This is a genomic window from Streptomyces sparsogenes subsp. cuspidosporus, assembly GCF_039532705.1.
GTDB classification, from domain to species: Bacteria; Actinomycetota; Actinomycetes; order Streptomycetales; family Streptomycetaceae; genus Streptomyces; species Streptomyces sparsogenes.
On the sequence record NZ_BAAASD010000006.1, the window covers coordinates 124,393 to 148,389 of the forward strand.

At 73.2% G+C, this 23,997-nt stretch carries 21 protein-coding genes; 15 read left to right on the top strand and 6 right to left on the bottom strand.

Annotated elements, in window-relative coordinates:
• Positions 1 to 39 precede the first annotated feature (39 nt).
• From ABFY07_RS10170 to ABFY07_RS10180, 3 genes are all read right to left on the bottom strand, one after another.
• Complete coding sequence (locus tag ABFY07_RS10170) at positions 40 to 1,299, bottom strand: cellulase-like family protein (RefSeq protein WP_346174328.1); 1,260 nt, start codon at positions 1,297 to 1,299, stop codon at positions 40 to 42.
• Positions 1,300 to 1,512: 213 nt separating this feature from the next.
• Entirely contained in the window at positions 1,513 to 3,807 is a 2,295-nt protein-coding gene (locus ABFY07_RS10175; protein WP_346174162.1) for a heavy metal translocating P-type ATPase, read from the bottom strand.
• A 65-nt stretch (positions 3,808 to 3,872) separates the two neighbouring features.
• Positions 3,873 to 4,139 carry a heavy-metal-associated domain-containing protein gene (locus ABFY07_RS10180; RefSeq protein WP_346174163.1) on the bottom strand — a complete coding sequence of 89 codons (267 nt, stop codon included), beginning with the start codon at positions 4,137 to 4,139 and terminating at the stop codon, positions 3,873 to 3,875.
• A 175-nt stretch (positions 4,140 to 4,314) separates the two neighbouring features.
• On the opposite strand from ABFY07_RS10180, the gene ABFY07_RS10185 reads away from it, so the two are divergent.
• Positions 4,315 to 5,250 (top strand): hypothetical protein, encoded by a 936-nt coding sequence (locus tag ABFY07_RS10185; protein ID WP_346174164.1) that lies wholly within the window; start codon positions 4,315 to 4,317, stop codon positions 5,248 to 5,250.
• A 56-nt stretch (positions 5,251 to 5,306) separates the two neighbouring features.
• Here ABFY07_RS10185 and ABFY07_RS10190 read toward each other — a convergent pair whose 3' ends face one another.
• Positions 5,307 to 6,926 carry an ATP-binding cassette domain-containing protein gene (locus ABFY07_RS10190; protein WP_346174165.1) on the bottom strand — a complete coding sequence of 540 codons (1,620 nt, stop codon included), beginning with the start codon at positions 6,924 to 6,926 and terminating at the stop codon, positions 5,307 to 5,309.
• 134 nt (positions 6,927 to 7,060) lie between these two features.
• On the opposite strand from ABFY07_RS10190, the gene ABFY07_RS10195 reads away from it, so the two are divergent.
• The 4 genes from ABFY07_RS10195 (at position 7,061) to ABFY07_RS10210 (ending at position 10,165) form a co-directional block, all read left to right on the top strand.
• Positions 7,061 to 7,507 carry a spore-associated protein A gene (locus tag ABFY07_RS10195; protein WP_346174166.1) on the top strand — a complete coding sequence of 149 codons (447 nt, stop codon included), beginning with the start codon at positions 7,061 to 7,063 and terminating at the stop codon, positions 7,505 to 7,507.
• Positions 7,508 to 7,628: 121 nt separating this feature from the next.
• Entirely contained in the window at positions 7,629 to 8,036 is a 408-nt protein-coding gene (locus ABFY07_RS10200) for a PPOX class F420-dependent oxidoreductase (protein WP_346174167.1), read from the top strand.
• A 141-nt stretch (positions 8,037 to 8,177) separates the two neighbouring features.
• Complete coding sequence (locus ABFY07_RS10205) at positions 8,178 to 9,377, top strand: hypothetical protein (RefSeq protein ID WP_346174168.1); 1,200 nt, start codon at positions 8,178 to 8,180, stop codon at positions 9,375 to 9,377.
• A gap of 56 nt (positions 9,378 to 9,433) precedes the next feature.
• Positions 9,434 to 10,165, top strand: a complete 732-nt coding sequence (locus tag ABFY07_RS10210) for a nucleoside/nucleotide kinase family protein (protein ID WP_346174169.1) — start codon at positions 9,434 to 9,436, stop codon at positions 10,163 to 10,165.
• Positions 10,166 to 10,211: 46 nt separating this feature from the next.
• Here the strand turns inward: ABFY07_RS10210 and ABFY07_RS10215 are convergent, their stop codons facing one another.
• Entirely contained in the window at positions 10,212 to 10,397 is a 186-nt protein-coding gene (locus ABFY07_RS10215; protein WP_076971978.1) for a hypothetical protein, read from the bottom strand.
• A 51-nt stretch (positions 10,398 to 10,448) separates the two neighbouring features.
• Positions 10,449 to 11,411 carry a CPBP family intramembrane glutamic endopeptidase gene (locus ABFY07_RS10220; RefSeq protein ID WP_346174170.1) on the bottom strand — a complete coding sequence of 321 codons (963 nt, stop codon included), beginning with the start codon at positions 11,409 to 11,411 and terminating at the stop codon, positions 10,449 to 10,451.
• A 254-nt stretch (positions 11,412 to 11,665) separates the two neighbouring features.
• Here ABFY07_RS10220 and ABFY07_RS10225 point away from each other — a divergent pair, with 254 nt between their 5' ends.
• The 10 genes from ABFY07_RS10225 (at position 11,666) to scpA (ending at position 23,997) form a co-directional block, all read left to right on the top strand.
• The gene (locus ABFY07_RS10225) at positions 11,666 to 13,297 is read left to right on the top strand and encodes a TROVE domain-containing protein (RefSeq protein WP_346174171.1); all 1,632 of its coding nucleotides are present in this window, start codon (positions 11,666 to 11,668) and stop codon (positions 13,295 to 13,297) included.
• 41 nt (positions 13,298 to 13,338) lie between these two features.
• Positions 13,339 to 13,824 (top strand): MarR family winged helix-turn-helix transcriptional regulator, encoded by a 486-nt coding sequence (locus ABFY07_RS10230; protein ID WP_346174172.1) that lies wholly within the window; start codon positions 13,339 to 13,341, stop codon positions 13,822 to 13,824.
• Between the two features lie 135 nt (positions 13,825 to 13,959).
• Complete coding sequence (locus ABFY07_RS10235; protein WP_346174173.1) at positions 13,960 to 15,231, top strand: MFS transporter; 1,272 nt, start codon at positions 13,960 to 13,962, stop codon at positions 15,229 to 15,231.
• A 272-nt stretch (positions 15,232 to 15,503) separates the two neighbouring features.
• The gene (locus ABFY07_RS10240; protein ID WP_346174339.1) at positions 15,504 to 15,674 is read left to right on the top strand and encodes a hypothetical protein; all 171 of its coding nucleotides are present in this window, start codon (positions 15,504 to 15,506) and stop codon (positions 15,672 to 15,674) included.
• A 199-nt stretch (positions 15,675 to 15,873) separates the two neighbouring features.
• The gene (locus ABFY07_RS10245) at positions 15,874 to 16,392 is read left to right on the top strand and encodes a helix-turn-helix domain-containing protein (protein ID WP_346174174.1); all 519 of its coding nucleotides are present in this window, start codon (positions 15,874 to 15,876) and stop codon (positions 16,390 to 16,392) included.
• Complete coding sequence (locus ABFY07_RS10250) at positions 16,379 to 17,032, top strand: hypothetical protein (protein WP_346174175.1); 654 nt, start codon at positions 16,379 to 16,381, stop codon at positions 17,030 to 17,032. The genes ABFY07_RS10245 and ABFY07_RS10250 overlap by 14 nt, the downstream gene beginning before the upstream one ends.
• Positions 17,025 to 18,215 (top strand): MAB_1171c family putative transporter, encoded by a 1,191-nt coding sequence (locus ABFY07_RS10255; RefSeq protein ID WP_346174176.1) that lies wholly within the window; start codon positions 17,025 to 17,027, stop codon positions 18,213 to 18,215. Before ABFY07_RS10250 ends, ABFY07_RS10255 begins: the two co-directional genes overlap by 8 nt.
• Before the next feature lie 143 nt (positions 18,216 to 18,358).
• Positions 18,359 to 19,591, top strand: coding sequence for a cytochrome P450 family protein (locus ABFY07_RS10260; protein ID WP_346174177.1), 1,233 nt, complete (start codon positions 18,359 to 18,361; stop codon positions 19,589 to 19,591).
• A 306-nt stretch (positions 19,592 to 19,897) separates the two neighbouring features.
• Positions 19,898 to 21,784, top strand: a complete 1,887-nt coding sequence (gene mutA, locus ABFY07_RS10265) for a methylmalonyl-CoA mutase small subunit (protein WP_346174178.1) — start codon at positions 19,898 to 19,900, stop codon at positions 21,782 to 21,784.
• The gene (gene scpA, locus ABFY07_RS10270) at positions 21,781 to 23,997 is read left to right on the top strand and encodes a methylmalonyl-CoA mutase (protein WP_428836898.1); all 2,217 of its coding nucleotides are present in this window, start codon (positions 21,781 to 21,783) and stop codon (positions 23,995 to 23,997) included. Before mutA ends, scpA begins: the two co-directional genes overlap by 4 nt.

The window sequence follows — 23,997 nt, forward strand, 5'->3', positions numbered from 1 at the left end:
GATCCAAAACCGTGTCCGAGGGCAGTGCGACCGGGCGGCTCAGCCGAGCAGCAGGGCGTTGCACTCCCGCTGGAGGCCGAGGTCCCGCCACATCGGATGGTGCGGCGCCGCGTTGGAGCACACCACCGTGCCCCAGGCCCCGACCCGGGCGGACTCGGCCACCGCGCGGCGGCAGAACGCGGCTCCGACCGGACCCTCCTCGAAGGTGCCGTGCAGCGGGGTGTAGCCGATCCAGCCCTCGCCGAAGACCAGCGGCACCCCGGCCGCCGCCGCCCAGTCGGCGGCGGCCTCGATCCAGGTGACCAGCCGCTGTTCCATCGCCAGGCGGTGGACGGCGTACCGCTCGTACAGCCACGCGTCCCACTTGGCCGGGTCGCACCAGTCGTGCGCGTAGATCTCACGGCCGACGAGCGTGGCCTCCATACGCCACAGGTCCTCGGCGGGCGGCGCCCAGTCGGCCAGGTCCGGCGCGTCGGGGCGCAGCAGGCGCTCCCGGGCGAGGTCCTGTGGGAAGGCCCGGGACCGGTCGCGCAGGGCGAAGACGTCGATCAGCTCGTCCAGCACCCCGTACACATACGGGTGGAAGACGGCGACGTCGAGGTCGCGCGGGACGCCGCGCAGCGATCCCACGGGGACCTTGGCGTAGTTGACCGTGACCGGCCGGTCGGGGTGGCGTGCCCTGAAGCGGGCCAGGCCGCGCTCCAGGCGCGGCCGGAGGGCGACCACGGTGTCCTGGCCGGTCAGCCCGTCGGTGAGCCGTCCGCCCTGGACCTCGTTGTGCAGCTCGGTGAAGGCGATCCGGTCGTCGAGCCCGTGCGCGGCGAGGAAGTCGATCAGATCGGCGAGCGCGTCGGCGAGGGCCTCGGCGCGCCGCTCGGGGTCGACGGCCATCAGGGCGTCGAACCAGGCCCGGTCGCCGCCGAAGGACGCGCTCTGCTGGTACTCCCAGCTGGAGAGGATGACGAAGCAGTCGTGCCGGCGGGCCGCCTCGAGCAGCGCGCGCAGCTGGGCGCGGCCGTCGATCTCGGTGCGGCCGCCGACGTCGTACCAGCGGGTCCGCTGTCCGTAGCCGCCGCCCAGCGGGCCGAGCCGGATTCTGCCGGTGTCGAGCCCGGAGCCGAAGAGCAGGAAGGGCATCGCGCACACGCGCACCGTGTTGTAGCCGCGCGCCACGGCCTCCGCGAAGGCGCGGTCCAGATCGGCGAACGGCTCCCCGGGGCCGGTACGGGTGTACCAGCTGAAGTCCCACAGGGAGATGGTCAGTTTCTCCGGCAGGTGGTCGGGCGGCGCGACGGGCACGGTCAACCGGCCTTTCGTAGGGGGCCGGTTCATCGTCGGCGGGCGTTACCAGGAGTGTCAAAGGGGGAGAGGGCCATGCCGTCCTGTTCCGGCCGAGGCGTGCACGGCGCCCCCGCCGTGGCGGGGGCTCGCCCGCCCTGGCCGGGGCCCGGCGCGCGTACGGCGCTGTCGGGCCGACGCCCGAGGGCTCGGCGCCGGCCCGACGGACGTGGCTCAGCCGGCGGCTCGGCCGGAGGCCTTGTCCTGCCACGGTGTGAAGCCGCGCAGCCGGAGGCTGTTGGCGACCACGAAGACCGAGGAGAAGGCCATGGCCGCTCCGGCGATCATCGGGTTGAGGAGGCCGGAAGCGGCGAGGGGCAGGGCGGCGACGTTGTAGGCGAAGGCCCAGAAGAGATTGGACCTGATGGTGGCCAGGGTCCTGCGGGAGAGGCGGATGGCGTCCGCCGCCGCCCTCAGGTCGCCGCGTACGAGCGTCAGATCGCCCGCCTCGATGGCCGCGTCGGTGCCGGTGCCCATCGCCAGTCCGAGGTCGGCCCGGGCGAGGGCCGCGGCGTCGTTGACGCCGTCGCCGACCATCGCCACCGAGCGACCCTCGGCCTGGAGGCGCGCCACCACGTCCACCTTGTCCTGCGGCATGACCTCGGCGATCACATGCTCGGGCGCGATGCCGACCTCCGCGGCGACCGCCTCGGCGACGGTCTTGTTGTCCCCGGTCAGCAGCATGGGGGTGAGGCCGAGGGCGCGCAGCCGCCTGATGGCCTCCGCGCTGGTGTCCTTGACGGCGTCCGCCACTTCGAGGACGGCGCGGGCCTCGCCGTCCCAGGCGACCGCGATGGCCGTACGCCCCGCGGCCTGGGCCTCGGCCTTGGCGCGCGCCAGCTCGGCGGGCAGCGGGATGGCCCATTCGGCCAGCAACTCCTCGCGGCCGACCAGGACGGCGTGTCCCTCGACGACCCCCTGGACGCCGAGGCCGGCGAGGTTGGCGAAGTCCTCCGGGGCGGGCAGGGCGCCCACCCGGGCCTTGGCGCCGGCGGCGACGGCCTGGGCGATGGGGTGTTCCGAGGAGTGCTCCAGGGCGCCCGCGAGCCGCAGGACGTCCGACTCCTCTGTGCCCCGGGCGGTGTGGACGCCGAGCAGGGTCATGCGTCCGGTGGTGATGGTGCCGGTCTTGTCCAGGACGATGGTGTCCGCCTTGCGGGTGTTCTCCAGGACCTCGGGGCCCTTGATGAGGATGCCGAGCTGGGCGCCGCGGCCGGTGCCGACCATGAGGGCGGTCGGGGTGGCCAGGCCCAGCGCGCACGGGCAGGCGATGATGAGGACGGCCACGGCGGCGGTGAAGGCGGCGGTCAGGCCCGCGCCGTTGCCGAGCCAGAAGCCGAGGGTGCCGAGCGCGAGGGCGATGACGACCGGCACGAACACCGCGGAGATCCGGTCGGCGAGCCGCTGGGCCGCGGCCTTGCCGTTCTGCGCGTCCTCGACCAGCTTGGCCATGCGGGCGAGTTGGGTGTCGGCGCCGACCCGGGTGGCCTCGACGACCAGGCGGCCGCCGGCGTTGAGCGTGGCGCCGGTCACGCCGTCGCCCACCCCGACCTCGACGGGGACGGACTCGCCGGTGAGCATGGAGGCGTCGACCGCGGACGAGCCCTCGACGACCGTGCCGTCGGTGGCGATCTTCTCCCCGGGCCGGACCAGGAACCGGTCGCCGGTCTTCAACTCGCCGACCGGGACCAGCTCCTCGCGGCCGCCGCGCAGAACGGTGACCTCCTTGGCCCCCAGTTCCAGGAGCGCCTTGAGCGCCGCGCCCGCCTTGCGCTTCGACCGGGCCTCGAAGTAGCGGCCGGCCAGGATGAAGGCCGTGACCCCGGCCGCGGCCTCCAGATAGATGTTCCCGGCGCCGTCGGTGCGGGCGATGGTGAGCTCGAAGGGGTGGGTCATGCCGGGCGTACCGGCCGTGCCGAAGAACAGGGCCCACACCGACCACAGGAACGCCGCGGCCGTGCCGACGGAGATCAGGGTGTCCATGGTGGCCGCGCCGTGCCGGGCGTTGGTCCAGGCCGCCTTGTGGAAGGGCCAGGCGGCGTACGTCACCACGGGGGCCGTGAGCGTCAGCGACAGCCACTGCCAGAAGTCGAACTGCAGGGCCGGGACCATGGCCATCGCGACCACCGGCACGGCGAGCAGGACGGCGGTGGTCAACCGCTGGCGCAGCGGGCGCAGTTCGTCGGGCGCGTCCCCCGCCGCGTCCCGGTCGGGCGCCGCCCCGGTATGCGCCGGGTCCGGCTCGGGCTCGCGCGCGGTGTAGCCGGTGGCCTCGACGGTGGCGATCAGATCGCCGACGGCGATGTCCTCCCGGAAGGTGACCTTCGCCTTCTCGGTGGCGTAGTTGACGGTGGCCTCGACCCCGTCCATGCGGTTGAGCTTCTTCTCGATCCGGGCGGCGCACGAGGCGCAGGTCATACCGCCGATGGCGAGTTCGACTTCGGCGGCGCCGGGTGTGGTGGTGGTCATGTGCTCCTCGCAGCTCACGGGGTGGGCGGGGCCGGGGCCGGGCGGCCCCGCCCGGGCGGGACGGGTCAGGCGCTCACTCGGCCGGCGAAGCCGTAGCCCGCTTCGTCGACGGTCTTGGCGAGCAGCTGGTCGAAGGCCTCGTCGGGCGCGGCGGCGGTCGTCACGGTCACCAGGCCGGTGCCGATCTCGACCTCCACGGCCTTGACGTCGTCCAGGGCGCCCACGGCCTTGGTGACGACGCCCTGGCAGTGGGCGCTGCCGACGCCCTCGACCCGGTAGGTGGTGCGGGCGGTGGTGTGGCAGCTTCCGTCGGGGGTGCAGCAGTCCGACACGGGTTTCCTCCTCATCGACGTGCAATACCCCGGCGGGGTATCGGATATATCTTCTGTATACCCCCTGCCGGTATGCCTCCGCAAGGTGGGGGGCGGACTTGACTTCATACCCCCAGGGGGTAATTTGACGTGCAGGAAGGCCGCGACACGGCGGCCAGAAGACGAGGAGTGCGCCATGAACACCGGACTGCGGATCGCCGCATTCACCGCCGCGCTCGCCGCGACCTTCGGCACCGCCTACGCCGTGGGCGGCGGGGTCGGGGAGATCGCGCCCGGGCCGTCGAGCGCGGCCCACCAGGAGCACACAGACGCCTCACCCGCCGAGCGGGGCGGCGGCCATGGGCAGGGCCATGGGCAGGGCCATGAGCAGGGTCACGAAGGAGCCGAGCCCGCCCGGCCCGGAGGGCTGCAGATATCCGAGCGGGGCTACACCCTCGACCTGAAAACGCCGCGCCTCACCGCCGGCGAGAGCGCCGACCTGCGCTTCGCGATCGTCCAGGACACCACCGGGCGCCCGGTCACCGCCTATGACCGGGAGCACGAGAAGGAGTTGCACCTGATCGTCGCCTCACGCGACCTGACGACCTTCCGCCATCTGCACCCCACCCGGGCGGCCGACGGCACCTGGTCCACGCCCGTGGAACTGCCCGAGGCCGGCGGTTACCGGGTCTTCGCCGACTTCACGCCCAAGGGCGGGGAAGGGCTCACGCTTGGCGCCGACCTGGGCGTCTCCGGAGCGTACGAGCCCGCGGAGCCGCCCGCGCCCGCCACCACCGCCAGCGTCGGCGGCTACGAGGTGGAGCTGGGCGGCGCCCTGACCCCGGGCGAGGACGGGGAGCTGACCCTGACCGTCAGCAGGCACGGCAGGCCGGTGCGGGACCTCCAGCCCTACCTCGGCGCATACGGACATCTGGTCGCCCTGCGCTCCGGCGACCTCGCCTACCTCCACGTCCACCCCAACGGCGAGCCCGGGGACGGCAGCACGAAGCCCGGCCCGACCATCTCCTTCACGGCGATGGCCCCGAGCCCGGGCACCTACCGGCTGTTCCTGGACTTCAAGCACCAGGGCCGGGTCCACACCGCGGCCTTCACCGTGCACGTCCCGCGATAGCGGTATGCCTCCCCGGAGCGACCGGGGAGACACCACCTAGCGGAACCTAGCGGAACCTAGCGGAGCCGGTTGACGCGGCGCTCGTCCCAGACCGGCTCCGACGTCTCCCGCACCACGCCGTCCGAGCCGAAGACCAGGAAGCGGTCGAAGGACCGGGCGAACCAGCGGTCGTGCGTGACCGCCAGCACGGTGCCCTGGTAGCTCTCCAGGCCCTCCTGCAGCGCCTCGGCCGACTCCAGGTCCAGGTTGTCCGTGGGTTCGTCCAGCAATAGCGCGGTCGTTCCGGCCAGTTCCAGCAGCAGGATCTGGAACCGGGCCTGCTGGCCGCCCGAGAGCCGGTCGAAGGGCTGGTCGCCCTGGCGCTCCAGCTCGTACCGCCGCAGGGCGCTCATCGCCCGTCCGCGGTCCCGGGCGTGCTCGGTCCACAGGATCTCGACCAGCGTGTGCCCGATGAGCTCCGGATGGGCGTGGGTCTGCGCGAAGTGGCCGGGCACGACGCGCGCCCCCAGCTTCCACTCGCCCCGGTGGGCGACGCTCTCGCCGGCCAGGAGCCGCAGGAAGTGGGACTTCCCGGAGCCGTTGGACCCCAGGACGGCCACCCGCTCGCCGTAGAACACCTCCAGGTCGAAGGGGCGCATCAGCCCCTCCAGCTCCAGGCCCCGGCAGGTCAGCGCGCGCACCCCGGTGCGTCCGCCGGCCAGCCGCATGGTGATCTCCTGCTTGCGCGGCGGCTCCGGCGGCGGCCCGGCCTCCTCGAACTTCCGCAGCCGGGTCTTCGCCGCCTGATAGCGCGAGGCCATCTCGTCGCTGCGCGCCGCGTACCGCTGCATGTCCAGCACCAGCCGCTTCAGCTGGGCGTGTTTCTCGTCCCAGCGCCGCCGCAGCTCCTCGAAGCGCTCGAACCGCTCCTCCCGGGCCGCGTGGTAGGTGTCGAAACCACCGCCGTGCACCCATACGTCGCTGCCCGCCGGGCTCGGCTCGACGCTCACGATCCGCTGGGCCGCACGGGCCAGCAGCTCCCGGTCGTGGCTGATGAACAGCACGGTCTTACGGGTCTCGCGGAGCCGCTCCTCCAGCCACTGCTTGCCCGGCACGTCCAGGTAGTTGTCCGGCTCGTCGAGCAGCAGCACCTCGTCGGGTCCGCGCAGCAGCGCCTCCAGCACCAGCCGCTTCTGCTCACCCCCGCTGAGCGTGCGCACCTCGCGCCACTGCGCCTTCTCGTACGGCACGCCGAGCGCGGCCGTGGTGCACATGTCCCACAGCGTCTCGGTCTCGTAGCCGCGCGCCTCGGCCCAGTCGCTGAGGGCCTGCGCATAGCTCATCTGGGCGGCCTCGTCGTCCCGCTCCATGATCGCGAGTTCCGCGGCGTCCACCGCCCGGGCGGCCTGCCGCACCCGGGGCTGGGCCACCGACACCAGGAGGTCCCGCACCGTCCGCTCGTCCCGGACGGAGCCGATGAACTGCGGCATCACGCCCAGCGAGCCGCTGACCGTGACGGTGCCGTCATGGGGCTCCGCCTCTTTGGACAGCAGCCGCAGCAGCGTGGTCTTCCCCGCCCCGTTCGGCCCGACCAGGGCGGCCACCGTGCCCTCGCCGACCCGGAACGAGACATCCGAGAGCAGTAGCCGCCCGTCCGGCAGGAAGTAGGCGAGATGAGCGGCCTCCAGATGTCCCATGGGACGGCATTCTTCTCCCTCGGCATCCCGATCGGCAAAGTCATTTCCGGCGGCCGAGAGCCGTACAACCATCCTTCTCCCTCGCATGTCACCTAGATGACGCAAACAGCGTTCAGAGGTAACAAGGGGGATACATGAAGCTTTCTCGTCATATGGCCGCCGCCGCGGTCCTGGCCTCCGCCGCCGCGGGCACCGTGGCCCTGGCCCCGCAGGCCTCGGCCGCCACGGTCAAGGCCGCGTACAACGGGGTCTGCGGCAGCGGCTACAAGGTGGTGAACTCCGCCCCGATCGGGCAGAAGGGCACCGTCTACCTGACGTACAACTCCACCAAGGGCACCAACTGCGTCGTCACCGTCAGGAACACCACGGGCTCGCCGGTCCCGATGTTCGCGTACCTGTACGCGGACGGGTCCGAGCCGCAGGAGGACGGCGGCGCGTACAAGTCCTACGCGGGGCCGGTGTACGTCCACGGGCGCGGCAAGTGCGTGGACTGGGCCGGTGGCATCGACAACCAGTCGACCTGGACCTACGGGAGCAACTGCGGGTCCCTCAAGGAGCACCGGGTGACCAAGGGCTGGTGACGGGCGGCCGGCCCGCCGCCGGGGCCCGGCTTCGCACCCCCGCGCGGCCGGTCGGATGGTACGTTCCGACCGGCCCCCTCCGGGGTGCCGGGTCCCTGTCCCCTGCGGAAAGGCTCTGACTGTGGCGGCCAGCCTCTCGGACGGCTTGAAGAAGTACCTCGACGAATCGCGCGCCTTCGCGACCGTGGCGACCGTCTCTCCCGACGGACGCCCCCACCTGACGGTCGTGTGGGTCATCCGCGACGGCGAGGACCTGTTGTTCTCCACGACCGCGGACCGGCTCCAGGGCAGGAACCTGGCGCGCGATCCGCGGATAACCGTGATGATCAACCCCCCGGACGACCCGTACGTCTACGCCGAGATCCGTGGCACCGCCACGGTCACCCCGGACAGCGACAAGGAAGTGCTCAACAAGGTGTCGCTGAAGTTCACGGGCCAGGACTACGCCACGTTCAACCCGGCCTCCGAGAACGACGGTGAGCGCGTCGTCGTACGGGTCACTCCCACCAAGGTCGTCGGGCGGCTCTGAAACACCGCGCCCCTCGCACCTCGCCGGACAGGGCGGGGCGCGGGGGGCGTCGCCATGCTGCCCGGCCGGTGGCCGTGCCACCGGCCGGGCCCGGCACCCCGGGTGCTTCTCACGCGGCGCGCCCCGGGGTAGAGAGGGGAAGTGACCAGCGACCACACCGAACCAGCGCGACACACCCCGCCCGGCCGGGCGCGCGACCACTGGTGCTCCGTACGTCAGGACCTCAACCGGCGGCGGTCCGCCCTGACCGCCCGCGCCGCCCGGGCGTTCCCCGCCCACCTGCGCGTGGCCGGCACCCCGCTGCTCGCCCGCCCGGGGTGGATCCCCGACCGGCCCGTCCCGCTGGAGCGGGTGCGCCTGGTGTGGACCGGCGACAGCCCCACGGCCCCGGTGGACGGCCACAGCGCCGCGCTCGACCCCATCCGGCCGCTGCGCGACGACGGCACACCGTACGCCACCTACGCCGAGGCGGTGCGGGAGCTGGCGCGCCCCCGCCTGTTCGAGAACCGCGCCTGCTACCGGCTCCTCGGGGTGAGCGGCGGCGGCCCACCCACGCTCACCTTCGGCCGAGGCCACTACTTCGACGTCATCGACATCTGCGAGGCCGCCGCGCACGAGTTCGCCGCGGCCGCCCCGCCCGAGGGCGAGCAACCCCCCGACCGGGCCCGGACGCCGTTCCGCGCCCTCATCGGCGACCCGACCGACCTGGCGCGCCGCCCGGTCCTGGCGGCCATCGCCACCCTGGTGCTGCGCCACGGCCCCGGCCGCCCCCCGGCCCACCGCGACGCCGAGTTCGTCCTCCACTGGCGCGATCCCGCCAAGGTCGCCACCGGCGGCGGGCTCTACCAGGTCACACCGGTCGGCATGTTCCAGCCGTCCCACGACGCCCCGTGGAACGAGGCCAACGACTTCGACCTGTGGCGCGCGGTCGTCCGGGAGCTCAGCGAGGAGCTCTTGGGTACCGACGAGGACTACGGCAGCGACACCGCCCCCATCGACTACGACGGCTGGCCCTTCCACCGGGCCCTGGGCGAGGCGCGCGCCTCCGGCGCGGCCCGGGCCCACTGGCTGGGCCTCGGCGTGGACCCGCTGACGTTCGTCACCGACCTGCTCACCGTCCTGGTGCTGGACGCCGAGGTCTTCGACGAGCTCTTCCGGGAACTGGCCGCGACCAACGACGAAGGGCGTCTCGTCGGTGTCGAGGACGGCACCGGCCGCTCCCTGGGCATCCCCTTCCGGGCCGACCACACCGAGCGGCTGACCACCACCCACCCCATGCAGCCCGCCGGTGCCGCCCTGCTCGCACTCGCCTGGCAGCACCGGGACGCGCTGCTCGACTGATCCGCCACACCAACCGATCTGCCCTGTGAAACCGATCTGCCCCGTGAAGGAACACCGTGCGTGACCACGTTGACCCGGCCCGAGCCGACCGGCGCCGCGAACGGCCCCGGCCGATGACGATCGACGAACTCGCCGCCCGCGCCCGCGCGCTGGTACGGCCCGGACGGCGCGCCCTGCTCGGCATCGCCGGAAGTCCCGGAGCCGGCAAGTCGACACTCGCCGAGAGCCTCCTGACCGCGCTGCGCGGCCACGAGGACGCCGAGCGGGCGGAGCGGGGAGAAGCCGGCGCCGGCGACCGGGTCGCCCATGTGCCGATGGACGGCTTCCACCTCGCCGACACCGAACTCGACCGCCTCGGCCGCCGCGACCGCAAGGGCGCCCCGGACACCTTCGACGCGGCGGGCTACGCCGCCCTGCTGCGCCGGCTGCGCGAGGACGAGGACGAGGTGGTGTACGCGCCGGGCTTCGAACGCGAACTGGAGCAGCCGATCGCGGGCAGCATCCCGGTGCCGCGCACGGCCCGGCTGGTCATCACCGAGGGCAACTACCTGCTGCTCGACGAGGGCGACTGGGCCCGGGTGCGGCCGCGGCTCGACGAGGTCTGGTACTGCGAGCTGGACGAGGGGGAGCGGGTGCGCAGGCTCGTGGCCCGCCACGAGCGGTTCGGCAAGGACCACGCCGCGGCGGTGGCCTGGGCCCTGGGCACGGACCAGCGCAACGCCGACCTGGTGGCGGGCACCCGCCACCGGGCCGACCTCGTCGTCCCCATGGACGCCGTCCGCCTTTAGCGACGGCCCCGGGCCCCACCGGCCGGCCGCCCCGGCCGAGGGCGCGTCAGCCGCCGGGGTGCAGCCTGCTCCAGTCCAGGGCCTGGGCGGCTTCCCGCTGGACCTCCTCGGCGAGCCGGCGGGCCTCGGCGGGGACATTGCCCTGTTCGGCCACCAGCTGGTCGTAGATCGGCGCGAGTCCGGACGAATCGCGGGTCGGGATGAAGGATGGATCGTTCGCGGGTCGCGCCATGGCAGTGCTCAAATCGATTCCGTGCCGAGTCTGTACAGGTCGAGCCTACGGCTACCCGACCCGTGCGGCGACATGCCTGTCCCTTCGCCACGGCCTCCCGCCCGCCCCGGGCGGGCGCGGGGACCGGGGGCGCCCGCCCCGGCGGCGGGAGCGCCACGCGAGCCACCCGGCGAGCGCGGCCACCGGAACCGTCGGCAGGGCCATGGTGGCGATGGCGCCCGGGCCGTCGTCCGCGTCGCCGAGCAACTGGCCGGCGAGCAGGAAGAGGACCATGTTGTTCCCGGCGTGGGCCAGGCTCGCCACCCAGACGCTGCCACTGCGCAGATACAGCCACGCCAGCACGACTTCCTGGCACAGGCAGGACACCGTCCACACCAGCAGGCCGAGCGGCACGTTCGCGAAGTCGGCATAGCCGATGAAGGCCAGCGGATAGTGCCACACCGCCCAGATGACGCCCGTGGCCACCACGGACGGCACCAGGCGGCCGCCGAACAGCCGCGGCCGGAGATAGCTGGTCCACCCGAACTCCTCACCCCAGTACACGGGCGTGAGCAGCGGGACGACGAGCATCAGCGCCACCAGCGCCGGCCACCTCCCCACCCCCGGCGCGAGCCCGTCGAGCGGGGACAGGTCCGGGTGCCACAGACCCAGCACGGCCGCGAGCGCCATGGTCACCGCGGCCAGCGCGAGCGGGCCGAGCCAGGCGGCGAGATAGTACGGCCAGGCGGGCTTCAGCCGCAGCCCGAGCCCCGCGTCGGCGAACCCCTCCCGGGTGACCCAGCGCCGCACCACGACCGCCGCGATCCCCGGCATGCAGAAACCCGGCAGCTGCAGCAGCGGGTTCAGCGCCGACAGGCCCAGGACACCCCGCGCCACCCACAGCCACAGCCACGTACCGGCGAAGGAGAGGGCGAGAAACGCCACGACCCCCTTGGTCCTCGCCGCGTCCGGCCGCGCCTTCCCCCGCGGCTCCTGCTTCCACTCCGACATCGTCTGAGGTGACTTGATCGACATACGCGCCCCTTTCGTTCGCGAACACACCGGATCCGCGCGGACCAAGCTGTCATCCGCCGGGGCGCGCCCGCTTCGCTGCGCGGAGCGAATTCCGCTTCCCCCGGTGGTGGCACCTGGCCATGGCTCGCGCGGGGGAGGCGCCCGGTGTCCACCGGGCCCGCCGGGCGCGGCGCAACCGTCGGGGCCGGTAATTCGTTCGGTGGCCCGGGCCCTGGTCGCTACAGTGATCGCGATCGGTACGAGGGGGAAATCTCATGGCTCGCTTCAACACCCGTGCCGTGCGCCGGGCGGCCGCCTCGCCGGTCGCCACCACCGGGGAGCGGACGGCCACCTACGAGGGCGCGACCGGATTCGTCCGCGACGACAGGAGCGAGCTGTTCCTCCTCGCCGTGTCCAACCTGGTGGGCACCGACACCTTCTACGAGCGGGGCGACGACCGCGACGACCGCTACCGCGGACTCGTGCGGAAGCTGGCCGTCGAGGACCCGGAGTGGGCCGCCCGGCTGCTGGGCTGGCTCCGCCGCGAGGGCAACATGCGGACCGCGTCCCTGGTGGGCGCCGCCGAGTACGTCAGGGCCCGGCTGGACGCCGGGGCGCCCGGCCACTCGCGGCAGGTCGTCGACTCGGTGCTGCGGCGCGCCGACGAGCCGGGGGAGATGCTCGGCTACTGGACCGGACAGTACGGCCGGGCGCTGCCCAAGCCCGTCAAGCGCGGTGTCGCCGACGCCGTCCGGCGGCTGTACGACGAGCGGTCGCTGCTCAAGTACGACACCGTTTCCAAGGGTTTCCGGTTCGGCGATGTGCTCGACCTCGTACACCCCCGGCCGGCGGCCGACAAGCCGTGGCAGGGCGACCTGTTCAAGCACGCGCTGGACCGGCGCCACGGCCGCGACACGGAGATACCCGGGAGCCTGACCGTGCTGCGGGCCGCCGCCGCGCTCTCCGCGCTCCCGGTGGCGGACCGCCGGGCGTATGTGCTCGACCCCTCGCTGATCCCCGCCCCGGGCGGGCTCGCGGGCGCCGGGTTCACCTGGGAGCGGCTGGCCGGCTGGTTGCAGGGGCCGATGGACAAGGCGGCGTGGGAAGCGGTCATCCCGTCCATGGGCCTGCTGGCGCTGGTGCGCAACCTGCGCAACTTCGACGAGGCCGGTGTTTCGGACGAGGCCGCCGAGCGGGTGGCCGCCCGCATCGCCGACCCGGAGCGGGTCGCCACCTCCCGTATGTTCCCGTTCCGGTTCTGGGCCGCGTACAAGCACACCCGCTCGCTGCGCTGGGGCCACGCCCTGGAGAAGGCGCTGAGCGCCTCGCTGTCCCATGTGCCCGCCCTGCCCGGCCGGACGCTGATCCTCATCGACCGGTCGCCCTCGATGTTCCCCGGCTACGGGTACTCCACCCCGAACACCTCGGACATCCCGCTCGCCGAGCAGGCCGCGGTGTTCGGCGCGGCCCTCGCGGTGCGCGCCGCGGCCCCGACGCTGGTCGAGTTCGGCATGACCAGCCGGCGGCTGGAGGTGCCCAAGGGCGGCAGCGCGCTGCGGCTGATGGAGGAGTTCGGGCGGATCAGCGGCACGGACATCCCCTCCGCGGTCAAGCAGCACTACGCCGGCCACGACCGGATCGTCATCGTCACCGACGAGCAGACCCGCCGCGGCTGGCTGCCCTCGAACTGCCACGGCCAGTGGGGTGGCATGCCCGAGACGCACATCGACGACCTGGTGCCCGCCGAGGTGCCGGTCTACATGTGGAACATGGCGGGCTACCGGGCCGGGGCGATGCCCTCGGGCGGCGGCAACCGCCACACGTTCGGTGGCCTGACCGACCACGCCTTCCGCGTGATCCCGCTCCTGGAGGCCGGCCGCGACGCCCGCTGGCCCTGGGAGGGGTGACGGGCTCGTCATTTATATAGGTGTGTGATACAAACGAATGCATGGGTGATGCAGCTATAGCGCCCGGAGGCCCGGTCGGCCGCGAGCGGCGCGAGGAGATCGCCGACGTCCTGGAGCAGCTGGCGGTGCTGGCGGTGCGCCAACTCGCCGAGCGGGACATCAGCATGACCGCCGCCTCCGCCCTCGGCCGGCTGGCCCGCGAGGGCCCCACCCGGCTCACCTCGCTCGCCGCCGACGAGGGAGTGAGCCAGCCCGCCATGACCCAGCTGGTGCAGCGCCTGGTCAAGCAGGGGCTGATGGCCCGGGTCGCCGACCCGGGCGACGGCCGGGCCGTCCTCGTGTCCATCACCGACGCGGGGCGGCGGCTGCTCGCCGAGCGCCGCCGGGACCGTGTCGCGCGGCTGTCCGATCTGCTGGCCGCGCTTCCGCCGGAGGACCAGGCGGCGCTCGCCGCCGCGGTCGGCTCGGCCGCGCCCGCCCTGCGGCGCCTCGTGGCCTCCGCGGGCGGCCGTGCTGCCGTGTCCTGAATTCGACGGCCCGTCACCTCTGACCTGCCGCGCCCTGCTTCGTCACCCGGAAGCGCCTGCACCGGCGCCTCCGAAGGCACCCGAAAGCGCTTCCCAGAACGCATTCCGAGAACGCATTCCGACCTGGAGTACACCTTGTCCGCTCATGCCGGCACCCCGAGTCCGTTCCGGCAGCCGAAGGCCGTATGGGCCGTGGCCTTCGCCTGCGTGATCTCCTTCATGGGCATCGGGCTCGTCGACCCCATCCTGCCCGCCCTCTCCAGCCGGCTGCACGCCACGCCCAGCCAGGTGTCGCTGCTGTTCACCAGCTACCTGGTGGTCACCGCCGTCGCCATGCTGGTCACCGGCTTCGTCTCCAGCCGCATCGGCGCCAAGCGGACCCTGGTGGCGGGCCTCGCGATCATCGTGGTGTTCAGCGCGCTCGCGGGCGCGTCCGGGAGCATCGGCGGCATCGTCGGCTTCCGCGCCGACTGGGGCCTCGGTAACGCGCTGTTCATCGCCACCTCGCTGGCCGTGATCGTCGGATCGGCGAGCGGAGGCTTCGCCGGGGCGATCATCCTCTACGAGACCGCGCTCGGCGTCGGCATCGCCGTCGGCCCGCTGCTGGGCGGCGAGCTGGGCGGCATCAGCTGGCGCGGGCCCTTCTTCGGCGTCGCCGCGCTGATGGCGATCGCGCTGATCGCCACCCTGGCCCTCGTTCAGCCGACCCCGGCCCCCGCCCGCCGCGCCTCGCTCCTCGACCCGCTCAAGGCGCTCCGCCACCGCGGGCTGCTCACCATGGGCCTGATGGCGCTCTGCTACAACTGGGGCTTCTTCACCGTCCTCGGCTACTCCCCGTACCCGATGGAGCTGGGCACCCATGAGCTCGGCTATGTCTTCACCGGCTGGGGCCTGCTGGTCGCCGTCTTCTCCGTCTTCGTGGCGCCCCGGCTCCAGGCCCGCCTCGGCACAGCCCGCGCCCTCTACCTCAACCTGGCGCTGTTCGCCCTGGACATCCTGGTGATCGGGTTGTTCACCTCGTCCCGGACCACGCTGATCGCCGCGGTGATCCTGGCCGGCGCGTTCATCGGCGTGAACAACACCATCACCACCCAGGCGGTCATGACCGTCGCCCCGGTCGAGCGCTCGGTGGCCTCCGCCGCCTACGGCTTCGTCCGTTTCATCGGCGGTGGCCTGGCACCGTATGCCGCCGGCCGGCTGGCCGAGCACTACGACGTGCACGTGCCGTTCTACGTCGGGGCGGCCGCGGTCCTGGTCGGCCTGGCCGTCCTGTCGACCGGCCACTCCCTGCTCGCCGACGCCGAGCGGGCCCAGGCGGCCGAGGCGGCACTGCACACCCCCGCCGAGAACCGCGAGGAGCGGCTGGAGCGGGACGCGCTCGCCGAGGACGTGGGCTCCGCGAGCTGAGGCGCGCCACCATACCGGGTCACCACCGTGTGCCGTACCGCGGTCACCACCGTGTGCCGTACGGCGGTCACCACCGTGCGCCGTACCGCGCCACCCGTTCGGCCGCCCGCGCCGCGGCCCCTCGTGAGCTGGCGCACCCCGGGTGTGCGCCGGTGCGCGCCCGGCCGCGACCCGGGATGGGCTGTCCACTCCTTGGGAATCAACGCGCACGGCGTTCTGGATCTCGTTAACCTGGCGACACATCCGGTTCAGCCGACACTAGGGAGTGTGCGGTGGCCCCCGAGAAGGCACAAAGCGACAAGGCGCTGGTCAGGGACCGCGAGCGGTTCACGGAGCGGTCGGAGGTGGGCAGCCTGGAAGTCTGGGCGAGATCGGCGCCGATCCGGCTCGCCGGGTACGAGGACGACCTGGCCGAGCCGCACATCCTCCAGAGTGTGGACTGACCCGGCGCCCCCTGGACTCACGCGCTCCGCGCCCTCAACGCGCTCCGCGCCCTCAACTGGTGGTTAAGTCCGCCCGGCCGAGGTCGGCCGGGGGCGGGCTGGTGTGCCCCCCGATGCCCATGGCAGGATGCATCGCGCGGCCCAGTCCGCCTTAACCAGCCGTGAGTGAGATGCGCCGTGATCAGCAGGAGGGGGTGGGATGGCCACCGGGTCCCCCGCGTCGCCGGACGCCGCCGACAGCCCGCTGGCGAGGCGGCTGAACTACCTGTTCGGCGCCATGCACCCGCCTGGCGCGCCCTACACCAACGCCCATGTGGCCGAGGCCATCAGCGGCGGCGACGAGTACGGCGGGGTCCGCCTGACCGAGCAGTACCTGTCCATGCTGCGGAACGGCAAGCGAACCAACCCGAGTCCGGACGTGCTGCGCGCCCTGGCCAAGTTCTTCGGTGTGCCCGTCGGCTATCTGCTGGGTGACCTGTCCCCGTCGCAGGCCGAGCGGGTCGAGGAAGAGGTGCGGTTCCTCGTCGCGATGCGCGACAAGCGGGTGCGCGGCATCGCGCTGCGCTCGGTGGGCCTGCCCCCGGAGGTCCAGGACAGCCTGACCGCCATCATCTCCCAGTTCCGACAGCAGATGAACCTCCCACCGGACCCGTCCGACGAGGGCGGTGCGGGCGACACGGGGGATCCGGACAACGGGGCGCCCAGTGGCCGGCGATGACCGGGAGCTGCTGTTCTACTCCTGGCGGCGGACCGGATACGAGGACGGTGCAGGCATGCGAGTGGGGCGGATACGGCGGCGCTGCAAGCGGCTCATCCAAGAGCTCCGGCTGCCCGCCACGACCGATCTGCGGGGTCTGTGCGATCTCGTGGCCGCCCGGGTGGGCCGCCCCGTCCACCTGGTGCCGATGAGCCTGGGCGGCGTGGTCTCGGGCATGACGGCCGCCACCGACGACGAACTCTGGATCTTCTACGAACTCCGGACGTCCCCCTGGCACCAGACCCACATCGTGCTGCACGAGATCGGCCATCTGCTGCTCGGCCACGACCAGGACCCCGCCGTCACCGAGGACGCGCTGCGCCTGTGGGCGCCGTCGGTCGATGTGACCACCGCCCTGCGCCGGTTGGGGATGCGCGCCGACTTCGCGCGCCACCACTGCTACGACGACCTGACCGAGCGCGAGACCGAGGTGCTGGGCACCCTCCTCATGGAGCGCGTGGTGCCGGCCTCGCCCGACGCCGGGCTGCCGCTCGAGGGGCGGGCCGCGGAGCTCGCCGCCGCGCTCGGGCCGGCGCTGCGGCATGTGCGCGGCGCGGGGGGCAGGGGCGCCCGCGGCGAGGGCGGGGGCGCGCGTGTTTGACGTCGTGTACCTGTGCTTCGGCGCCGCCGCGTGGGCGATCGTCGCGTACAAGGCCCGCGCCTGGTTCCGTGACCGGTCCAACGCGGACCTCGGCCTCGCCTGCGTCATGACGGCGGGTGTGGCCAACGTGTTCCTGCTGTCCGCGCCGACCGTCTACCGCTGGTTCGACCGCCTGCTGGGCGTGGCCAACCTGGCCATGGTCTTCCTGTACTCCTCGGTGGTGGTCTTCGCCACCGGCGCCCTGCTGCTGATGCTGCGCTGGACGGGGTCGGCGGTGCGGCCCCGCACGGTGCTGACCGCCGTGGGCGTGGTGTGGGCGGTGGCCGTCACCGGCTTCGCCGTCGGCCGGCCCGACGCCGTGGAGCACCCCCGCGACTTCAGCACCGCCTACGCGGACGCCCCCGGAGTCGTCACCTTCCTGGTGCTGTATCTGGCCATTTTCGGAACGGGCCTGGCCGGGCTCGGGGTGTTGTGCCGGCGCTACGCGGCCACCCTGCGCGGCTCCTGGCTCGCCCGCGGGCTGCGGGTGCTGGCCGCCGGCTGCTGGCTGGGCCTGGGGTACTGCGCCTGCAAGGTGCTCGGCTTCCTCTTCTCCTGGGCGGGCCGTGACCTCCCCTGGCTGTCCAACGGGGTGGCGCCGCTGACCGCTTCGGTCGCGGCCCTGCTGGTCCTCGCCGGGTTCGCCGTGCCGGCGCTCGGCCCGCGCGCCTCCGCCTGGCGCAGGCTCCGCCGGCTGGACCCGCTGTGGCGGGAGGTCACCGCCCGCGCGCCGGAGGTGTCGGTGGCGACGGTGCGCCCCCGCTGGACCGGCTGGTGGCCCTTCGCCGACCTGGAGTGGCGGGCCAACCGGCAGATGGCGGAGATCCGGGACGTCCAGCGCGGAGTCCGGCGCCATGTGGAAGCCGAGACCCTGGAGATCGCCCGTGTCAAGGGCCGGGCCGCCGGGCTCGGGGATTGGCAACTTGCTGCATTTGTCGAAGCGGCGGCGCTCCGACGCGGTTTGCTGAACCAAGCCGCCGGGCGTGTGCCGGTGCCCGGCGCGGACAGCGTGGTGGTGGCCACGGGCGTCGAACCGGCCCAGGAGCACGAGCACCTGGCGCGCGTCGCCGAGGCGTACCACCGGCCGCTGATCGACGAGGTGCTTGAGGAGCTGGGCGAAAGGACCGCCGCCCAGCGGCAGTGAAGGGGGATCGAGAACGCGGTGGCCCTGGACGGGGGTCGGGGCCGCCCGTGGCACAGGGCGGCGCCGGGGAGATTCAGCCCCGGCGCCGCCTCTCGGCCAACGATCACCAGGCCTGGCCTGTCAGCTCACTAGAGTCGGGAGCCATGCAGAACACCGCGAACACCGCCGTTCCCGGCCCGTCCGAGCCGCTGGACACCCGCGCGCTGCTGGAGGACCCGTACGCCGCGTACGCGAAGCTCCGCGAGGAGGGCCCCGTCCACCGGATCTCCGGCCCGGACGGGCGGCCGGCCTGGCTGGTGACCCGCTACGACGACGTGCGGCGGGCGCTCGCCGACCCCCGGCTGTCCCTGGACAAGAGCAACGCCCTGCCCGGCAACTTCCGCGGTTTCGCCCTGCCGCCCGCCCTGGACGCCAATCTGCTCAACATGGACCCGCCGGACCACACGCGGGTGCGCCGCCTGGTGGCCAAGGCGTTCACCCCCGGGCGCGTGGAGCGGATGCGGGAGCGGGTCCGGCGGGCCGCCGAGGAACTCCTGGACGACGTCGCACCGGCCGGCCGGGCCGATCTGATCGCCGCGTACGCCGGGCCGCTGCCCATCACCGTGATCTGCGACCTGCTCGGCGTCCCCCAGCGGGACCGGCGCGACTTCCGCGCCTGGAGCGACGCGCTCATCGCCCCCGACCCGGCACGGCCGCACCTGGCGAAGGAGGCCGTCGGCGCCATGCTGCGCTTCTACACCGGCCTGATCGCGAGCAAGCGCGCCGAGCCGAGCGACGACCTGCTGTCCGACCTGATCGCGGTGCGCGACGACGACGAGGGGGGCTCCGGCGGCGACCGGCTCACCGAGGACGAGCTGACCTCGCTGGCCTTTCTGCTCCTGCTCGCCGGATACGAGAACGTGATCCACCTCATCGGCAACTCCGTGCTCGCGCTGCTCGACCACCCCCCGCTGCTGCGGGAGCTGCGCGAGCGGCCGGCCGGGCTCGCCGCGGCGGTCGAGGAGTTCGCGCGCCACGACACCCCGGCGCCGCTGGCGATCCGCCGCTTCCCGCTCGAGGACATGGAGATCGGCGGGGTGACGGTCCCGGCGGGGGAGACCGTGCTCCTCTCCCTTGCCTCGGCCAACCGCGACCCCGCCCGGTTCCGGGAACCGGACCGCCTTGATCCGAATAATGGCCGATCAGGGCACCTTGCCTTCGGCCACGGAATCCATTATTGCCTCGGCGCGCCACTGGCCCGGCTGGAGGTCGAAGTCGCGCTGGCCGCCCTGCTGAGCCGCTTTCCGGGGCTGCGTCTCGATGTTCCGCGCGACCGGCTGCGCCGGCGGCCGTCGATGCGCGCACATGGCCTGATCTCGCTTCCTGTCGCGTGGTGAGGGGGGAAGAGGAGGGAAAGCGAACACGCTCTTGATGCATAACTGCGCCTCGATGCGGTAAAAAGGTCCTCGAGCCCGCCCGGTGTGCATCCCCCGTCGCACCGGGCGGGCCTTCGTCGTCTCCGGCGCCACGCCGGGGACCTCCCGGGGCCGCACCGGGCTCCCACTGGGCTCGCACCGGGCTCTTCCCCGGGCCGTACCGGGGTGCGCGGGTGACCGGAGAGCACAGGGCCACATGGTCTAGAGAGCAAGGTCACAGGCAGAGGCACTGCTTTCGCTTAAGACCCTCGCACTAGCCTCCTCCCCATGACGGTCCTGCCTGACGGCCTCCCGCTAGCCGCCGACTTCCCGGAGGCGACCCGAGAACAGTGGCACCACCTCGTCGAAGGGGTACTGCGCAAAGCCGGCACCCTCGATGCCGCGGGTGCGCAGGCCGCGGAGGCGCTCGCCACCGAGCTCGAGGACGGAATCCTCGTCCACCCCCTCTACACGGCCGACGACGCGCCCCCCGACGCCGGCTATCCCGGATTCGCCCCCTTCGTGCGCGGCTCGCGGGCGCAGGGGGCCACCGCGTCCGGCTGGGACGTGCGCCAGCGCCACGCCCACCCCGACCCCGCGCACACCAACCGCGCGGTGCTCGCCGACCTGGAGAACGGGGCCGGCTCGCTGTGGCTGGCCGTCGGCGCGGCCGGAGTGCCGGTGGCGGCGCTGCCCGAGGCCCTGCGCGGTGTCTACCTCGACCTCGCCCCCGTCGTGCTGGACGCGGGCGTGGACTTCGACGCCGCCGCCCGCGCGCTGCTGCAGCTCTACGCCGACCGCGAGGTGCCCCCGCACGCGGCCCTCGGCAACCTCGGCGCCGACCCGCTGGGCCTGGCGGCCCGCACCGGGGACCACACCGCCCTCGCGGCCCACCTGTCCGCCGCCACCGAGCTCGCTGCGGTCTGCGACCGCGACCACCCGGGCGTGCGCGCCTTCGCCGTGGACGCCCTCCCGTACCACGAGGCCGGCGGCTCGGCGGCCCAGGAGCTCGGCTGCTCGCTCGCCGCAGGCGTGGAATACCTGCGCGCGCTCACCGACGACGGACCGCTGCCGGCCGAAGCGGCCTGCGCCCAGCTGGAGTTCCGCTACGCGGCCACCGCCGACCAGTTCCTCACCATCGCCAAGCTGCGCGCCGCCAGGCGGCTGTGGGCGCGCGTGGCTCAGGTGTGCGGCGCGCCGTCCGAGGCGGCCGCCCAGCGCCAGCACGCGGTGACCTCCCCGGTGATGATGACCCGCCGCGACCCCTGGGTGAACATGCTCCGCACCACCGTCGCGGCCCTGGCCGCCGGGGTGGGCGGGGCCGACGCCGTCACCGTGCTGCCCTTCGACGCCGCGATCGGCCTGCCGGACGACTTCGCCCGCCGTATCGCCCGCAACACCTCGACGATCCTGCTGGAGGAGTCGCACCTGGCCCGGGTGATCGACCCGGCCGGCGGCTCCTGGTACGTCGAGCGCCTCACCGCCGACCTGGCCGAGGCGGCCTGGGCCTTCTTCCAGGAGATCGAGCGCGCCGGAGGGCTCGGACGGGCCCTCGCCTCCGGCCTCGTCGAGCGGCGGCTGGCCGCCACCTGGGAGCGCCGCTCCCAGGACCTGGCCCGCCGCAAGGAGCCGATCACCGGCGTCAGCGAGTTCCCCAACCTCGCCGAGCCGCCCGTGGAGCGCGAGCCCGCGCCCGGGTCCCCGGGTGGCGGACTGCCCCGGGTGCGCCGCGACGAGGCGTACGAGGCGCTGCGCGCCCGCTCCGACGCCCACCTGGCGGCGCACGGGACCCGGCCCCGGGTGTTCCTGGCCGCGCTCGGCCCCGCGGCCGCGCACACCGCGCGCGCCGCGTTCGCCGCCAACCTCTTCCAGGCGGGCGGCATCGAGGCGGTGCACGAACCGGCCACCGTCGACGCCGGGTCGGCCGCCGAGGCCTTCGCCGCCAGCGGGGCGCGCGTGGCCTGCCTGTGCTCCAGTGACACGGTGTACGAGGAGGAGGCGGCGACCGTGGCCGAGCGACTGAAGGCCGCCGGAGCGCTGCGTGTCTACCTGGCGGGCAGGCCCGGCGAGCGACGCGAGGAGTGGCAGCGGGCCGGGGTGGACGCGTACGTCTTCGCCGGCTGTGACGCGGTCGAGGTGCTCACCTCGGCCCTCGAGACGATGGGGGTGGCGTGACCGTGAGCAGGATCCCTGACTTCTCCACGATCGACCTCGGGACACCGGAGGCGGTGTCCGGCGCGCCGGGCGCCGAGGCCTGGGCCGAGGCGCTGCGGAGCGCCACCGGCAAGGACGTCGTGGACCTGGTGTGGGACACCCCCGAGGGCATCGGCGTCAAGCCGCTGTACGGGCCCGAGGACCTCGCCGGGGTCGACTTCCTGGGCACCTACCCGGGCATCGCCCCGTACCTGCGCGGCCCGTACCCGACGATGTACGTCAACCAGCCCTGGACCATCCGGCAGTACGCGGGCTTCTCCACCGCCGAGGAGTCCAACGCCTTCTACCGCCGCAACCTCGCCGCGGGCCAGAAGGGCCTGTCGGTCGCCTTCGACCTGCCCACCCACCGCGGCTACGACAGCGACCACCCCAGGGTCACCGGCGACGTCGGCATGGCGGGCGTGGCCATCGACTCCATCTACGACATGCGCCAGCTCTTCGACGGCATCCCGCTGGACCGGATGAGCGTGTCGATGACGATGAACGGCGCGGTGCTGCCCGTCCTCGCGCTCTACATCGTGGCCGCCGAGGAACAGGGCGTGGCGCCCGACAAGCTGGCCGGGACCATCCAGAACGACATCCTCAAGGAGTTCATGGTCCGCAACACCTACATCTATCCGCCACAGCCGTCGATGCGGATCATCTCCGACATCTTCGCCTTCACCTCCCGGCGGATGCCGCGCTACAACTCCATCTCCATCTCCGGCTACCACATCCAGGAAGCCGGCGCCACGGCCGACCTGGAGCTGGCCTACACCCTCGCCGACGGCGTGGAGTACCTGCGCGCGGGGCTCGACGCGGGGATGGACGTGGACGCCTTCGCGCCGCGGCTGTCGTTCTTCTGGGCGATCGGCATGAACTTCTTCATGGAGATCGCCAAGCTGCGGGCGGCCCGGCTGCTGTGGGCCAAGCTGGTCAAGCAGTTCGACCCCAAGAACCCCAAGTCGCTTTCCCTGCGCACCCATTCGCAGACCTCCGGCTGGTCCCTCACCGCCCAGGACGTCTTCAACAACGTGGCCCGCACCTGCGTCGAGGCCATGGCCGCCACCCAGGGCCACACCCAGTCGCTGCACACCAACGCCCTCGACGAGGCCCTCGCGCTGCCCACCGACTTCTCCGCGCGCATCGCCCGCAACACCCAGATCCTGCTCCAGCAGGAGTCCGGCACCTGCCGGGTGATCGACCCGTGGGGCGGCAGCGCGTACGTGGAGAAGCTCACCCACGACCTGGCCCGCCGCGCCTGGCTCCACATCCAGGAGGTGGAGGCCGCCGGCGGCATGGCCAAGGCCATCGACGCCGGCATCCCCAAGCTGCGCGTCGAGGAGGCCGCCGCCCGCACCCAGGCGCGCATCGACTCCGGCCGGCAGCCCGTCATCGGCGTCAACAAGTACCGGGTCGACAGCGACGAGCAGATCGACGTCCTCAAGGTCGACAACTCGGCGGTGCGCGCCCAGCAGCTGGAGAAGCTGCGCCGGCTGCGCGCCGAGCGGGACGAGGCCGCCTGCCAGGACGCGCTGCGCGCGCTCACCGCGGCCGCCGAGTCCGGCCCGGGCGCGGGTCTCGAGGGCAATCTGCTGGCGCTCGCCGTGGACGCGGCCCGCGCCAAGGCCACCGTCGGCGAGATCTCCGACGCGCTGGAGAAGGTGTACGGGCGCCACTCCGGCCAGATCCGTACGATCTCCGGTGTGTATCGAGACGAGGCAGGACCCACCTCGGGCGTGGACCGCACCCGGGCGCTGGTCGAGGAGTTCGAGCGGGCGGAGGGCCGCCGCCCGCGCATCCTGGTCGCCAAGATGGGCCAGGACGGGCACGACCGCGGCCAGAAGGTGATCGCCACCGCCTTCGCCGACCTGGGCTTCGACGTCGACGTCGGCCCGCTCTTCCAGACGCCCGAGGAGGTGGCGCGGCAGGCGGTCGAGGCCGATGTGCACATCGTCGGCGTCTCCTCGCTCGCCGCCGGCCACCTCACTCTGGTGCCCGCGCTGCGCGAGCAACTGGCCGAGGCGGGGCGCGAGGACATCACCATCGTGGTGGGCGGGGTCATCCCGCCGCAGGATGTGGCCACCCTGCGCGAGGCGGGCGCCGCCGCCGTGTTCCTGCCCGGCACGGTCATCCCCGACGCCGCGTACGAGCTGGTGAAGACGCTGGCCGCGGACCTCGGCCACGAGCTGTAG